The organism is Pseudomonas sp. P4795, from assembly GCF_048822895.1.
GTDB lineage: Bacteria > Pseudomonadota > Gammaproteobacteria > Pseudomonadales > Pseudomonadaceae > Aquipseudomonas.
The window spans coordinates 1-13,971 of record NZ_JBMFBT010000010.1 but is presented as its reverse complement, the minus strand read 5'-3'; the positions used below and the strand labels follow the sequence as shown (position 1 = coordinate 13,971).

14 protein-coding genes are annotated in these 13,971 nt (G+C 58.3%); 9 read left to right on the top strand and 5 right to left on the bottom strand.

Annotation, left to right across the window (positions count from 1 at the left end; translation table 11 throughout):
* Positions 1–137 precede the first annotated feature (137 nt).
* The 4 genes from ACOI8A_RS24210 to ACOI8A_RS24195 all read right to left on the bottom strand — a co-directional run bounded on the left by ACOI8A_RS24210 (position 138) and on the right by ACOI8A_RS24195 (position 3,416).
* Positions 138–914, bottom strand: coding sequence for a Crp/Fnr family transcriptional regulator (locus ACOI8A_RS24210; protein WP_420648396.1), 777 nt, complete (start codon positions 912–914; stop codon positions 138–140).
* Positions 915–929: 15 nt separating this feature from the next.
* Positions 930–1,202 (bottom strand): TfoX/Sxy family protein, encoded by a 273-nt coding sequence (locus ACOI8A_RS24205; protein ID WP_053123870.1) that lies wholly within the window; start codon positions 1,200–1,202, stop codon positions 930–932.
* Between the two features lie 221 nt (positions 1,203–1,423).
* A complete protein-coding gene (locus ACOI8A_RS24200; protein WP_420648395.1) occupies positions 1,424–1,768 on the bottom strand; it encodes a pentapeptide repeat-containing protein in 345 nt (114 codons plus the stop codon).
* Positions 1,769–1,859: 91 nt separating this feature from the next.
* Complete coding sequence (locus tag ACOI8A_RS24195) at positions 1,860–3,416, bottom strand: AAA family ATPase (RefSeq protein ID WP_420648394.1); 1,557 nt, start codon at positions 3,414–3,416, stop codon at positions 1,860–1,862.
* A 118-nt stretch (positions 3,417–3,534) separates the two neighbouring features.
* Here ACOI8A_RS24195 and mrcB point away from each other — a divergent pair, with 118 nt between their 5' ends.
* From mrcB to ACOI8A_RS24180, 3 genes are read left to right on the top strand one after another with little or no spacing between them, the layout of a single operon-like run.
* Positions 3,535–5,859, top strand: coding sequence for a penicillin-binding protein 1B (gene mrcB / locus ACOI8A_RS24190; RefSeq protein ID WP_420648393.1), 2,325 nt, complete (start codon positions 3,535–3,537; stop codon positions 5,857–5,859).
* 16 nt (positions 5,860–5,875) lie between these two features.
* Positions 5,876–6,625, top strand: coding sequence for a hypothetical protein (locus tag ACOI8A_RS24185; RefSeq protein ID WP_420648392.1), 750 nt, complete (start codon positions 5,876–5,878; stop codon positions 6,623–6,625).
* Positions 6,625–6,960 carry a YqcC family protein gene (locus tag ACOI8A_RS24180; RefSeq protein ID WP_420648391.1) on the top strand — a complete coding sequence of 112 codons (336 nt, stop codon included), beginning with the start codon at positions 6,625–6,627 and terminating at the stop codon, positions 6,958–6,960. Before ACOI8A_RS24185 ends, ACOI8A_RS24180 begins: the two co-directional genes overlap by 1 nt.
* Before the next feature lie 118 nt (positions 6,961–7,078).
* Here ACOI8A_RS24180 and ACOI8A_RS24175 read toward each other — a convergent pair whose 3' ends face one another.
* Positions 7,079–7,495 carry a DUF4124 domain-containing protein gene (locus tag ACOI8A_RS24175; RefSeq protein WP_420648390.1) on the bottom strand — a complete coding sequence of 139 codons (417 nt, stop codon included), beginning with the start codon at positions 7,493–7,495 and terminating at the stop codon, positions 7,079–7,081.
* Between the two features lie 400 nt (positions 7,496–7,895).
* Between ACOI8A_RS24175 and ACOI8A_RS24170 the strand changes: the two genes are divergently transcribed.
* The 6 genes from ACOI8A_RS24170 (at position 7,896) to msrQ (ending at position 13,874) form a co-directional block, all read left to right on the top strand.
* The gene (locus tag ACOI8A_RS24170) at positions 7,896–9,620 is read left to right on the top strand and encodes an acetolactate synthase 3 large subunit (RefSeq protein ID WP_420648389.1); all 1,725 of its coding nucleotides are present in this window, start codon (positions 7,896–7,898) and stop codon (positions 9,618–9,620) included.
* A 2-nt stretch (positions 9,621–9,622) separates the two neighbouring features.
* A complete protein-coding gene (gene ilvN / locus ACOI8A_RS24165; RefSeq protein ID WP_003176102.1) occupies positions 9,623–10,114 on the top strand; it encodes an acetolactate synthase small subunit in 492 nt (163 codons plus the stop codon).
* A 48-nt stretch (positions 10,115–10,162) separates the two neighbouring features.
* Positions 10,163–11,179 (top strand): ketol-acid reductoisomerase, encoded by a 1,017-nt coding sequence (ilvC, locus tag ACOI8A_RS24160; protein ID WP_007948647.1) that lies wholly within the window; start codon positions 10,163–10,165, stop codon positions 11,177–11,179.
* Positions 11,180–11,317: 138 nt separating this feature from the next.
* Complete coding sequence (gene pssA, locus ACOI8A_RS24155) at positions 11,318–12,175, top strand: CDP-diacylglycerol--serine O-phosphatidyltransferase (RefSeq protein WP_186546929.1); 858 nt, start codon at positions 11,318–11,320, stop codon at positions 12,173–12,175.
* A 62-nt stretch (positions 12,176–12,237) separates the two neighbouring features.
* Complete coding sequence (msrP, locus tag ACOI8A_RS24150) at positions 12,238–13,251, top strand: protein-methionine-sulfoxide reductase catalytic subunit MsrP (RefSeq protein WP_420648388.1); 1,014 nt, start codon at positions 12,238–12,240, stop codon at positions 13,249–13,251.
* The gene (msrQ, locus tag ACOI8A_RS24145) at positions 13,251–13,874 is read left to right on the top strand and encodes a protein-methionine-sulfoxide reductase heme-binding subunit MsrQ (protein WP_420648387.1); all 624 of its coding nucleotides are present in this window, start codon (positions 13,251–13,253) and stop codon (positions 13,872–13,874) included. The genes msrP and msrQ overlap by 1 nt, the downstream gene beginning before the upstream one ends.
* The last annotated feature ends 97 nt before the right edge of the window (positions 13,875–13,971 follow it).

Sequence of the window (13,971 nt, the reverse complement as noted above, 5' to 3'; positions counted from 1 at the left end):
GGGCTTTTCAGAATATCGACTGATCTCGCGACCAGTTGTGATAATCATAGCGATTCTCATTACCAAGTCAACTGCTGTTTTTTGATTTGTTTTGCTTCTTCTTGGAAATGGCCGCAATGCCCTGCAGATGCTGGGCGTCAGATCCCTTTTCTGGGGGCAGTCAGTTGCTTGTTGAGCTGGTCGATACGCCGCGCCATGCTCTCGATCAGGCTGTGGGCGATTTTCGGATTGGTGCGGGTCAGGCTTAAAAACTGCTCGCCGGGGATCAACATCACGGTACTTGGCTCGCTGGCGATGACCGTGGCATTGCGCGGTTCGCGGGTGAACACTGCCATCGCTCCGAAGATCTCGTCCTTGGGCACTTCGCCGACCTTGTGTCCATCGACGAACGCCTCGGCGTGCCCTTCGATGATGACAAATACGTGATCTGCCTCATCGCCCTGGTGAATCAACACTTCGCCGGCCGGTACCCGTTTGAAACCATTGGTGCTGCGAAATTCACGCGGTTTGAGTTCTGCAACCGCGTGGGCAAGTAGTGCCATTTGCCCGAGCAGGTAGTTCAGAAGCGGCTCGCATTGCACCTGCGCAAACAGATCGCTGCGGCGATAGGGCAGTAACCGCAGCGGGCTCTGCGCGCTCAAGCGGCAATCTGCCCATTGCGTACCGCGCTGCAAGCCGATCAGGTCACCTTCCTGCCAGTAGAACAGCGGCCGCCCGGCGAAATAGCCGGTGATCACCCCTTCGACCAGCAGGAACAGTTGATCCTCAGGCAACTCCGTCAGCAGGTCCTCGGCGCCTGCCAGTTCCAGCAGCGGCCCGCACGGCTCAACTGCCTCAAGCCATTGCGCCGGCAGTTTCTGCAAATGGTTGATCAATGTGTCGGTCTGCGCCGATTGCTCCCCGAGCAGGTACATGGTTCAGGCACCCGTTCAGTTCTTGTGGCGAGCGGAAATGGCATCGAGCTGTTTGTTCAGTGCATCTTTGCGTTCGGCGGGAATGTCGTTCCAGTGCACATCCATCAACGCGCCCTCGATTGCATACAGCAACACCTTCGACGCCCGGAACCCGCGCGTACGCACGGCGCGGTAGGCGTCCACCGCCCCCAGGCGACGCAAGTCCGAGGCGCTGTGGATGCCCACGGCATGCAGCCATTGCGCCGACGTCTTGCCAAGATTCTTCAGGTGTTGCAGTTCATCATTCATCAAGCCTCCTTGCGACGGCCGAGCGGGGCGTGGGCGAGCTTCTCAGGAGTGTAGTCATCAGCAGGAAAAGCGTGGTTCTTTGGTCGGATTCGACGCAAACGCTTCTAAGCCCGGTCTGATATTTCAGCGGGATAGAAGTCGGGAAGGGTGTAGGAGGAATTCTAAAGTCACGCAGTCCAGCGCAAAGCGGGGGCGCTGGACAGGTTCAGGTGTTTCGCGGGTTAGCGGGTGCGGTAGCGCAGGCGGGTGCCGAAATTCATCGACATCAGAATCTCGTCGGCACTCAGCTCGGGCGGAAAGTAGGCGCCGGAGATTTGCGCATGGGCCAGGCTCGCGCCTTCCAGCGCCGCTTGGCGAAAGTCGATGCCACGCAAATCAGCGGAACGGAAGTAGGCGTCCCGGAAATCCACGCCATCGGCGTTCAATTCACGCAGGTCGAGACCACGAAAATCGCCACCGACCATATCGATCGGGCCGTCTTGCGGGCGCTCGTTGTTGAAACCGGTTATGTCGTCTTTGTGCAGCAAGGCATACAGCGGGGTGTCGAGAAGTTTCGGCTGGCTCATGTCACATCACCTGTTGGTTTTATGACGCCAGTATAGTGCCACTATTTGGCGGCCGTGAAGCCAGCGATGGCGTCACGGCCGAAATAGTTTCTTACAGACCTGGCAGGCGCTGACGGATCTGCGCGACCACGGTGTCCAGAGTCCCGGATTCGTTGGTCTGTACACGTTTGCTGCGCAGAATTTCTTCCGGGCTCAGCGCTTCGCGATTGGCTTGCTGCGCTTCGATCACGGCCAGCGTTGCGTCGGACGGATCTTTTTTATCTGCCTGACGCGTCGCCAGCCAGCTCTCGATGACCGCTTGCGGTGCGTTGCAGTCGAGGATCAGGAACGGCGTGCCAGTGGCTTCGGCAACCTTGGCGGCGTTGTCGCGCTGCTCACGCTTGAGGTAAGTGGCGTCGATTACCACCGGGAAACCGGCATGCAGGATGACGTCGGCAATCTCGTGCAAGCGAGCATAGGTGGCAGCGCTGGCATCGGCGCTGTAGATCCCGGCCTGCACATCATTGGCCACGGTTTGCTCACCGAACAGACGCTTGCGCTCCACATCGGAACGCAGACGAATCGCGCCCAGCGCTTCGACCAGACGCATGGCCACGTGGCTTTTACCGACAGCGGAAACGCCGTGGGTGATCGCCATGAAGCGCGAAGGAATGGTGCTATAGCTTTCCGCCAGGTTGGCGTAGTTGCGGTACTGGCGCAGGGTGGTAGCGCGCTGCACCGGGGTGGCGTCCGCCGGCATGCTGAACAGTGCGACTTTGGCGCGAACCAGCGCGCGGTAGGCTTTATAGAAGTTCAGCACTTCCAGGCCTTGATAGTCACCGGTCAGTTCCAGGTATTGGCTGATGAAGCGACGGGCGAGGGATTTCAGGCCGCGGTCTTCGAGGTCCATCGCTAGGAAACCGGTGTCGGCGTAGACATCGGTGAAGCGGAACGGCTCGTTGAATTCGATGCAGTCGAAGATCACCACTTTGCCGTCGATCAGCGTGGCGTTGCCCAAGTGGATATCACCGTGGCATTCGCGGGTGAAACCGTCGGCCTTGCGCTGGGCGAACAGCGGCTTGAGGCGTTCGAAGCTGCTTTCAGCCCAGGCTTGCAGCGCTTCGAGTTGCAGCAGATCGTTCTTGTCGCTGAGGAATGGCAGGATCTGTTCGAAGTTCTGCCGCACTGGTGCCATCACGCTGTCCGGGGTGCCGGCGTCGTGTTCGGCCGGGACTTTTGGCGCGCTGAGGTGGAACTTGGCAATCTGCTCAGCCATCTCGTCGATATGCGTGGTGGTCAGCTCGCCGTTGGCTTGCAGGGTGCTGAGCAGACCGGATTGCGGGAACTGGCGCATTTTCAGCACATATTCGATAGCCGGGCCGTCGCCGCCCAGTTGCGGAGCCTCGGCAGTGCCGGTCACCGGCAACACTTCAAGATACAGATCATCGGTCAGGCGCTGGTTCAGACGCAGCTCTTCACCGCAAAAATGCGCGCGGGCTTCGAGGCCGGTGAAGTCGAGAAATCCGAAATTCACCGGTTTCTTCACTTTATAAGCGAACGGGCCGGTGAGCAGCACCCACGAGATGTGGGTTTCGATGACCTGGAACCCGTCGACGGGATGCGGGTAGAGGGCCGGGTTTTGCAGGGCAGCGATCAGAGACTGGCTCACGGGCGATCCTTCAGAGACTGGGGGAAATTCGAGGCGGCCATTATGGCCGCTCGCCAGCCTGACGCAAACCTCGGAGCGCTTCTATCGAGTCTGAATAAAGTGCGTATAATCCGCCGCCATGACTCGAACTCGATCCCCCCGTACCAAGAAAAAACCACCATCCAAGGGCATGAACCCTTGGCTGAGCTGGGCCATTAAACTCAGTCTGGTCGGCCTTGTGGTGCTGGCCGGCTTCGCCGTTTACCTTGATGCCGTGGTGCAGGAGAAGTTCTCCGGCAAGCGCTGGACCATCCCGGCCAAGGTATACGCGCGCCCGCTCGAGCTGTTCGTCGGACAAAAGCTCAGCAAGGACGATTTCCTCACCGAACTCGATGCCTTGGGCTATCGCCGTGAAGCCGTGAGCAACGGCCCCGGCGCTGCGGCTGTCAGTGGCAACACCGTCGATCTGAATACCCGTGGCTTCCAGTTCTACGAAGGCCTGGAAAAACCCCAGCCGGTTCGCGTGCGCTTTTCCGGCGATTACGTCGCCGAGCTGTCGGCGAGCAACGGCTCCAAGCTATCGGTGGTGCGTCTTGAGCCGCTGATGATCGGCGGGATCTACCCGAAAAACCTCGAAGACCGGATTCTGATCAAACTCGATCAGGTGCCGCCCTATCTGCTGGAAACCCTGGTTGCCGTTGAAGACCGGGATTTCTACAGTCACTGGGGCGTGTCGCCGAAGTCGATTGTCCGGGCGATCTGGGTCAACACCTCTGGCGGCAAGATGACCCAGGGCGGCAGTACCCTGACCCAACAGTTGGTCAAAAACTTCTATCTGACCAACGAGCGCAGCCTGACCCGCAAACTTACTGAAGCGATGATGGCGTTGCTGCTGGAAGTGCATTACGACAAGAAAGACATTCTTGAGGCCTACCTTAATGAAGTGTTTGTCGGCCAGGACGGTCAGCGTGCGGTGCACGGTTTCGGTCTGGCCAGCCAGTTCTTCTTCGCCCAGCCATTGTCCGAGTTGAAGCTGCATCAGGTCGCGTTGCTTGTAGGCATGGTCAAGGGACCGTCCTATTACAACCCGCGGCGCAACCCTGAGCGCGCGCTTGAACGCCGTAATCTTGTGCTCGATGTGCTTGAGCAGCAGGGCGTGGCCACTGCCGAACAGGTCGCTGCGGCGAAACTGATGCCATTGGGTGTGACCACTCGCGGCAAGCTGGCTGACAGCTCGTTCCCGGGCTTCATCGATCTGGTCAAACGCCAGTTGCGCGAAGACTATCGCGATGAAGACTTGACCGAAGAGGGTCTGCGGATCTTCACCAGTTTTGATCCGATTCTGCAGATGAAGGCCGAGGCTTCGGTCAACGACACCTTCAAACGTTTGTCCGGGCGCAAGGGTTCCGACGATGTCGAAGCGGCGATGGTCGTGACCAATCCGGAAACCGGCGAAGTCCAGGCCATGATCGGTAGCCGTCAGGCGAGTTTCGCCGGCTTCAACCGCGCGCTGGATGCGGTGCGGCCAATCGGCTCGTTGATCAAACCGGCGGTGTATCTGACGGCGCTGGAGAAACCAAGCCAGTACACGCTGACCAGTTGGCTGTCGGACGATCCGTTATCGGTCAAAGGTGCGGACGGCCAAGTGTGGAAACCGCAGAACTATGACCGGCGTTCCCACGGCACGGTGTTCCTTTATCAAGGGCTGGCGCATTCCTACAACCTGTCGACCTCGCGTCTCGGGCTGGCGGTCGGCGTGCCGAATGTCCTCAAGACGTTGGGGCGTCTGGGTGTAACTCGTGAGTTCCCGGCTTACCCGTCGATGCTGCTGGGTGCCGGTGGCATGACGCCGATCGAAGTGGCGACCATGTACCAGACCTTGGCCAACGGTGGGTTCAACACACCGATGCGCGGGATTCGCAGCGTGCTGACTGCCGAGGGCGAGCCGCTCAAGCGTTACCCGTTCCAGATCGAACAGCGTTTCGACCCGGCCTCGATCTATCTGATTCAGAACGCCATGCAACGCGTGATGCGCGAAGGCACTGGCAGTTCGGTCTACAACGTGCTGCCGAAGACCCTGACGCTGGCGGGCAAGACCGGTACCAGTAACGATTCGCGCGACAGCTGGTTTGCCGGTTTCAGCCAGGATCTGCTGGCGGTGGTTTGGCTCGGTCGCGACGACAACGGCAAGACGCCGTTCACCGGTGCGACCGGTGCGTTGCAGGTGTGGACCAGTTTCATGCGCAAGGCCGATCCGTTGCCGCTGGACATGCCGCAGCCGGACAACGTGGTGCAGGCCTGGGTCGATTCGCGTACCGGACAAGGTTCCGATGCCAACTGCCCGGGCGCGGTGCAGATGCCGTATATTCGCGGCAGTGAGCCGCCTCCCGGCGCCGCCTGTGCAAGCGAAACGCCTGCTTCCGGCGAGTCGGTGATGGATTGGGTCAAGGGCTGGATGAATTAAGCAAAGAGGGTTTCAAGTGAACAAGTGGTTGATTCCAGCGGTGACTGCCGTGGCTTTGCTCAGTGGCTGCTCTACCGTACAGCGTGGTTCGATTCCGGTTGTCGATTCCGGCACCGCCGTGTCCAACAGCGAACGCATTTCGGCCAATGGCGGTTTCCGTCAGACCACCGTCAAGCGTCCTGCGCAGGCCCAGCCTCAAGCTATCCCGCAAGGCGATACCGGCGTTGTGGTGATGGTGCCGGGTGGCGGCGCGACAACATCGGCGCCGATCAGCTCTGCGCCAATCGTGCCTGGCCCATCGACCGGCGGGATTACTTCCGGGCCGTACAATCCGTCGCCAGTCGAGTCTGCGCCGATCAACTCCGGCAGCTACAGCATGCCGTCGTCGCCGAGCGGCATTCCGTCGGCGAGCAGCGGCGGCGGTCTGTCGGCCGATGAGCAACTGGACGGCCCGGTGCTGGCGCTGCTGACCACCGCGCAACAGCAACAGGCCGGTGGCGACCTAAATGGTGCCTCTTCCAGCCTGGAGCGCGCCCAGCGTGTCGCGCCGCGAGAGCCGCAAGTGCTTTACCGTCTGGCGCAAGTACGCATGGCCCAAGGCGATGCGCCGCAAGCCGAGCAATTCGCTCGTCGTGCGCTGACCATGGCCAACGGTCGTCCGGACTTGCAGGCCAACCTGTGGGAATTGATCGCGCAGTCACGTGAGAAACAAGGCGATTCCGCCGGCGCCACACTGGCCCGTCAGAAGGCCAAGGTAGCGTTGTAATGGATGCACGCTTCCCGAAGATCGCCGATCAGCTTCTGCTGATCGAGCGTGAATTGCGCACGCAAGGCTGGTGGGACGAAGTGCAGCCATCTGCCGAAGCCTTGAGCAGTGTCGAGCCGTTCTCGGTCGATACGCTGGATTTCGAGCAGTGGCTGCAATGGATTTTCCTGCCACGGATGAAGATGATCGTCGAGCAGGATCTGCCATTGCCGAACGCCTCGGGCATTCAGGAAATGGCAGAAATGGTCTTCGCCGCACGCAATGTGCAGGGCAAGGATCGCCAACTTCAGGTCTTGCTCAAGGAGTTCGACCTGCTGATCACCGCTTCCCGCTAACTCCGGCTCGTTGTAGGAGCTGTCGAGGAACGAGGCTGCGATCTTTTGACTTTGCTTTTTATAAATGCAAGATCAAAAGATCGCAGCCTCGTTTCACTCGACAGCTCCTACAGTTTTGTTATTGGCAGTTCTCTGCGATCTGCTTCTGCGCCTCGGTCACACGTTCCTGGCGTTGTGTATCGCTCAGTCGCCGCAATTCTCCACCGACTTCCTCTCTCAAGCGCGGGTTGTTCTGCAACTGCGCGAGATTCGTCCGCGCCTGATCGCAAAAAACTTTGAGCTGCGCCTGCTGCTCGGCAACCTGCTCTTTCACTTTACCGTCGATGGCTTTTTGATCGCCAATCGTGCTGCTGCCTGGCATTGCCGGCGGTTTGATTGCAGGCGGGGAGGGCGTCTGTATGGAGGTCGAAGGTTGTCCTTGTGGCGGCTGCGCATCGAAATGCGTGACCCCTTGAGCATCGACCCACTTGTAGATTTGACCGGCCATGCACCACGGGCTGAGGCCGATCAACAGAGTCAGGAGGAACGTTCGCATGCTGATTCCTTGGCAAAACTGCGCAATTGAAGCTAACAGAGTAGCGCTTTCCGGGTTTTTTCTTGCGTTCTCATGTGCTTACCCACAATTAACCACATTGACGGCTTGACTTGCAGAGGGCGAAACAGAAGAATCCAAAGTCCGCTGTAGAGGGACTGCCAGAAGCAGACCCACTCGGTAGATCATGAGGCGCATACCCGCGCCGACCTGTTACACCCGCAACGCGTTACCTCGCGCTGGGTGGGAAAGGCCCGCAACACTTGGGACGATCCCAATACTTGCTCAGTCAGTGCTGACGTAGTCGGCGACCACCGTCGCTCATGCTCTGCCGAGAAGTAAACCTATTAAGACCCGTTCGCTTTTTTGTGGACGGTATTCTGGCGTTTTAGAGGTGAACAACGTGGAGCTTTTATCTGGCGGTGAGATGCTCGTCCGCTTCTTGCGTGACGAAGGCGTCAAATATATCTACGGGTACCCGGGTGGTGCTCTCCTGCATGTTTACGATGCCCTGTTCAAAGAACCGGAAGTGACTCACATCCTGGTTCGTCACGAACAAGCGGCAACCCATATGGCTGACGGCTACGCCCGTGCCACCGGTAAAGCCGGCGTGGTATTGGTGACTTCCGGTCCTGGCGCCACAAACGCCATCACCGGTATTGCGACCGCCTATATGGACTCGATTCCAATGGTGATCATTTCCGGTCAGGTGCCAAGCACCATGGTCGGCACCGACGCGTTCCAGGAAACCGACATGATCGGTATCTCCCGGCCGATCGTGAAGCACAGCTTCATGATCAAGCACGCCTCGGAAATCCCGGAAGTCATGAAGAAAGCGTTCTACCTGGCGCAATCCGGTCGTCCGGGCCCGGTCGTGGTCGATATCCCGAAAGACATGACCAACCCGGCCGAGAAGTTCGAATACACCTTCCCGAAGAAAGCCAAGCTGCGTTCCTACAGCCCGGCCGTACGCGGTCACTCGGGGCAAATCCGCAAGGCAGCAGAGATGCTCCTGGCGGCCAAGCGTCCGGTGATGTACGCCGGCGGCGGTGTGATTCTGGGCCACGGTTCGGAGCCTTTGACCGAACTGGCGCAGATGCTCAATCTGCCAGTGACCAATACTCTGATGGGCCTCGGTGCTTACCCTGGCACCGACCGGCAGTTCATCGGCATGCTCGGCATGCACGGCAGCTACACCGCCAACCTGGCGATGCACCATGCCGACGTGATCCTCGCGGTCGGCGCGCGTTTCGATGACCGTGTGATCAACGGCCCGGCGAAGTTCTGCCCGAACGCCAAGATCATTCACATCGACATCGACCCGGCTTCGATCTCCAAGACCATCAAGGCCGACGTGCCTATCGTGGGTCCGGTGGAGAGCGTGCTGACCGAAATGGTCGCGATCCTCAAGGAAATTGGCGAGACCCCGAACAAGGAAGCCGTCGCCAGCTGGTGGAAGCAGGTTGATGAATGGCGCGGTGACCGCGGTCTGTTCCCTTACGACAAGGGTGACGGCAGCGTCATCAAGCCGCAGACCGTGATCGAAACCTTGTGCGAAGTGACCAAGGGCGACGCCTTTGTGACCTCCGACGTAGGCCAGCACCAGATGTTCGCGGCGCAGTACTACAAGTTCAACAAACCCAATCGCTGGATCAACTCCGGTGGTCTGGGCACCATGGGCTTCGGTTTTCCGGCGGCCATGGGCATCAAGTTGAGCTTCCCGGACGCCGATGTTGCCTGCGTTACCGGCGAAGGCAGCATCCAGATGAACATCCAGGAACTGTCGACCTGCCTGCAATACGGTTTGCCGGTGAAGATCGTCATCCTCAACAACGGTGTTCTGGGCATGGTTCGTCAGTGGCAGGACATGAGCTACGGCAGCCGTCACTCGCACTCCTACATGGAATCGTTGCCGGACTTCGTCAAACTGGCTGAAGCCTACGGCCACGTCGGCGTACGCATCACCGAATCGAAAGATTTGAAGTCGAAGATGGCAGAGGCGTTCGCCATGAAGGACCGCCTGGTGGTGATCGATATTTCGGTCGACACCAGCGAGCACGTCTACCCGATGCAGATCAAAGACGGCTCCATGCGCGATATGTGGCTGAGCAAGACGGAGCGTACTTAATCATGCGGCACATTATTTCCTTGCTTCTGGAAAACGAACCCGGTGCTTTGTCTCGCGTTGTCGGCCTGTTCTCGCAGCGCAACTACAACATCGAAAGCCTGACCGTGGCGCCAACCGAAGACCCGACTCTGTCGCGTCTGACGCTGACCACAGTCGGCCACGATGAAGTCATCGAGCAGATCACCAAAAACCTGAACAAGCTGATCGAAGTGGTCAAGCTGGTCGACCTGTCGGAAAGTGCTCACATCGAGCGCGAACTGATGCTGGTCAAGGTCAAGGCCACTGGCGCCCAGCGCGCCGAGATCAAACGCACCACCGATATTTACCGTGGACAGATCGTCGATGTCAGCGCCAGCGTGTATACCGTTCAACTGACCGGTACCAGCGACAAGCTCGACAGCTTCATTCAGTCCATCGGCACCGCATCGATTCTGGAAACCGTCCGCAGCGGCGTGACCGGTATTGCCCGCGGCGACAAAGTACTCAGCATCTAAACCAATTTAGTGAATGGCCTGAACGGCCTGGATATATAGGGGAATTTCATGAAAGTTTATTACGAAAAAGACTGCGACCTGTCGATCATCCAGGGCAAGAAAGTTGCCATCATCGGTTACGGTTCCCAGGGCCACGCTCAAGCGTGCAACCTGAAAGACTCCGGCGTTGACGTTACTGTTGGTCTGCGTAAAGGTTCGGCCACTGTTGCCAAAGCCGAGGCTCACGGCCTGAAAGTGACTGACGTTGCTTCGGCTGTTGCTGCTGCCGACCTGGTCATGATCCTGACCCCGGACGAGTTCCAGTCTGCTCTGTACAAGAACGAAATCGAGCCGAACATCAAGAAAGGCGCCACCCTGGCCTTCTCCCACGGCTTCGCGATCCACTACAACCAGGTTGTGCCGCGTGCTGACCTCGACGTGATCATGATCGCGCCGAAAGCTCCAGGCCACACCGTGCGTTCCGAGTTCGTCAAGGGCGGCGGCATTCCTGACCTGATCGCGATCTACCAGGATGCTTCGGGCAACGCCAAAAACGTTGCACTGTCCTACGCTGCAGGCGTTGGTGGCGGTCGTACCGGCATCATCGAAACCACCTTCAAGGACGAGACCGAAACCGACCTGTTCGGCGAGCAAGCCGTTCTGTGCGGCGGTACCGTTGAACTGGTTAAAGCCGGCTTCGAAACGCTGGTTGAAGCTGGCTACGCGCCGGAAATGGCCTACTTCGAGTGCCTGCACGAACTGAAGCTGATCGTTGACCTCATGTACGAAGGCGGTATCGCCAACATGAACTACTCGATCTCCAACAACGCCGAATACGGCGAGTACGTGACTGGCCCGGAAGTGATCAACGCTGAGTCGCGTCAGGCCATGCGCAACGCCCTGAAACGTATTCAGGACGGCGAATACGCCAAAATGTTCATCAGCGAAGGCGCAACCGGCTACCCTTCGATGACCGCCAAGCGTCGTAACAACGCCGCTCACGGTATCGAAATCATCGGCGAGCAACTGCGCTCCATGATGCCGTGGATCGGTGCCAACAAGATCGTCGACAAAGCCAAAAACTAAGTCGTCGTCCCTTGTATGAAAAAACGCGGCCTCGGCCGCGTTTTTTCGTATGGGCCGATGGTTCTGGTATAAAGCAGCAGCGTTTGTGGCCGAACCGTCGTCCCAGACACCTGTCCAACCCGTTGCAAGGTAATGTCCATGAGCGAACGTCCCGAAGAGCCGAACAAGGCTTCTGACGCCGAAAGCCTGCTGCCCATCGATGAACATATCGAAGAGGGGCATGACGCAGAAGGTCGTAAAGTCCGGCATCGTGGTATCTATCTGCTGCCGAATCTGTTCACCACTGCGAACCTGTTCGCGGGGTTCTATTCGATCATCAACTCGATGAGTGCCCAGGCTGCGTTGAGCGCCGGGGATAGTGCGAACGCGAGCAAGTATTTCGCCTTCGCCGCCATCGCGATTTTTGTCGCCATGGTGCTCGATGGTCTTGATGGCCGTGTAGCACGCATGACCAACACACAAAGTGCTTTCGGCGCCGAGTACGACTCGCTGTCGGACATGGTTGCCTTCGGTGTCGCGCCCGCGCTGCTGGCATTCGGTTGGGCATTGGGCGACATGGGCAAGGTCGGCTGGATGGTCGCCTTCATCTATGTCGCTGGCGCGGCATTGCGTCTGGCACGCTTCAACACGCAGGTCGGTACCGCTGACAAACGTTACTTCATCGGTCTGGCCAGTCCGGCCGCTGCCGGTGTGGTGGCGGGGATTGTCTGGGCCTTCAGCGATTACGGGATCCAGGGGTCGAAGATGTCGTTCCTGGTCGCGTTGATGGTGGCTGCTGCCGGCATGCTGATGGTCAGCAACATCAAGTACAACAGCTTCAAGGAGCTGGACCTGAAGGGGCGTGTGCCATTCGTAGCCATCCTTGCCGTGGTGCTGGTGTTCGCCGTTGTATTCAGCGATCCGCCACGTATTCTGTTGCTGGTATTTCTTGCCTATGCAGCGTCTGGCCCGGTGCAGTATTTGTTACGTCTTCGTCGTCACAAAAACGCCGAGTGATGTAATTTCCCTCATACTCCGCAGTCAATGGTGCATCTGTCCTCCAAAACTGCGGAGTTGCCATGCTGATCAAAGTCCCTAAAGCGTCCGACTGCCATGAGTCGGACGTCACGTCTGAATCCATTTATCTGTCTCGTCGCCAATTGCTTGGGGCTACTGCTGCCGGTCTGGCAATGACTGGCCTGCCGCGTTGGGCCAGCGCCGAAGATGCTGCGCGCTATGCCGATGTCGATCCTGGAAAACCTCCTGCCTGGTTCAACGAAAAGCTGCCTTCTACCAAATGGGGGGCAGTGAACGTCAAGGATGAGGCGATCACGCCTTTCAAGGACGCGACCCATTACAACAACTTCTACGAGTTCGGTACCGACAAGGGCGATCCGGCGGCCAATGCTGCGTCGCTGAAAACCGAACCGTGGAGTGTGGTGGTGGACGGTGAGGTGGGGAAGCCGGGCCGCTATGCGCTGGAAGATTTCATGAAGCCCTATCAGTTGGAGGAGCGCATCTATCGCCTGCGTTGTGTAGAAGCATGGTCGATGGTGATTCCATGGATCGGTTTTCCCATCTCTGCGCTGTTGGAGCAGGTAGAACCGAACTCGAAGGCTAAATACATTCGCTTTGAAACTCTCCAGGATCCGAAGAGCATGCCGGGTCAGCGTTCCGGGTTTGCCCTGATCGAGTGGCCGTATGTTGAAGGCTTGCGGCTGGACGAAGCGATGAATCCTTTGGCGATTCTCGCCGTGGGCATGTATGGCCGTGAGCTGCCGAATCAGAATGGTGCGCCCTTACGTCTGGTTGTCCCGTGGAAGTACGGCTTCAAGAGCGTGAAGTCGATTGTGCGCATCAGTCTGGTCAGTGAGCAGCCGAAGACAACCTGGCAGAGCATTGCAGCGGACGAGTACGGTTTTTATGCGAACGTGAATCCGACAGTTGATCACCCGCGCTGGACCCAGGCACGCGAGCGGCGTCTGCCGAACAGTCTGTTCAAGCCGAATGTGCGCGATACGCAGATGTTCAACGGCTACTCGGAGGAGGTCGCTTCTTTATATACGGGCCTCGATCTGCGGAAGAATTACTGATGCGATATCCGTTGTGGCGTGTTGGCGTTTTCATTGCGGCGGCGATCTGGCCGTTGCTGTGGTTCTATCAGGCCTTTGCGGATTTGCTTGGGCCTGATCCCGGCAAGGTCCTGGTTGATCGGCTAGGGCTGGGCACTTTGGTGTTGCTGCTGATCACCTTGAGCATGACGCCGTTGCAGAAGCTCACTGGGTGGGCAGGGTGGATTGCTGTGCGTCGGCAATTGGGCTTGTGGTGTTTTGCCTACGTCGTGGTGCATCTATCCAGCTATATGGCGTTCATCCTGGGATTTGACTGGTCGCAGCTGGGTGTCGAGTTGCGCAAGCGTCCCTACATTATTGTCGGGGCTCTGGGGTTTCTCGGATTGTTGGCTTTGGCCGTGACGTCGAACCGCTACAGTCAGCGTCGGCTGGGTGTTCGCTGGAAGAAGCTGCACCGGCTGGTTTACGTGATTCTAGGGTTGGGTTTGCTGCATATGTTGTGGATCGTGCGTGCCGATCTTAAAGAGTGGGCGGTCTATGCCTTTATCGGTGTCGTCCTTCTGGTGCTGCGGATTCCTCCAGTAACTCGGCGAATCCCGCGTTTGCTGGGTAAAAAGCCTGTTTTGCAAGAAAAGCGAAATTAGTGATTGACGGCAGATTCCAGAAGTCTATAATTCGCCCCACTTCCGGCGCAGTCGAAACGGAAAACTCCTTGAGATTCAATGAGTTATGTAGGTTTCA

Coding starts and splice junctions, on each gene's coding strand:
- ACOI8A_RS24210 (WP_420648396.1), bottom strand. CDS start 914: ATGTACCTGCTCGGGGAGCAATCGGCGCAGACCGACACATTGATCAAC.
- msrQ (WP_420648387.1), top strand. CDS start 13,251: ATGCGATATCCGTTGTGGCGTGTTGGCGTTTTCATTGCGGCGGCGATC.
- ACOI8A_RS24175 (WP_420648390.1), bottom strand. CDS start 7,495: ATGCGAACGTTCCTCCTGACTCTGTTGATCGGCCTCAGCCCGTGGTGC.
- ilvN (WP_003176102.1), top strand. CDS start 9,623: ATGCGGCACATTATTTCCTTGCTTCTGGAAAACGAACCCGGTGCTTTG.
- ilvC (WP_007948647.1), top strand. CDS start 10,163: ATGAAAGTTTATTACGAAAAAGACTGCGACCTGTCGATCATCCAGGGC.
- mrcB (WP_420648393.1), top strand. CDS start 3,535: ATGACTCGAACTCGATCCCCCCGTACCAAGAAAAAACCACCATCCAAG.
- ACOI8A_RS24200 (WP_420648395.1), bottom strand. CDS start 1,768: ATGAGCCAGCCGAAACTTCTCGACACCCCGCTGTATGCCTTGCTGCAC.
- pssA (WP_186546929.1), top strand. CDS start 11,318: ATGAGCGAACGTCCCGAAGAGCCGAACAAGGCTTCTGACGCCGAAAGC.
- msrP (WP_420648388.1), top strand. CDS start 12,238: ATGCTGATCAAAGTCCCTAAAGCGTCCGACTGCCATGAGTCGGACGTC.
- ACOI8A_RS24205 (WP_053123870.1), bottom strand. CDS start 1,202: ATGAATGATGAACTGCAACACCTGAAGAATCTTGGCAAGACGTCGGCG.
- ACOI8A_RS24180 (WP_420648391.1), top strand. CDS start 6,625: ATGGATGCACGCTTCCCGAAGATCGCCGATCAGCTTCTGCTGATCGAG.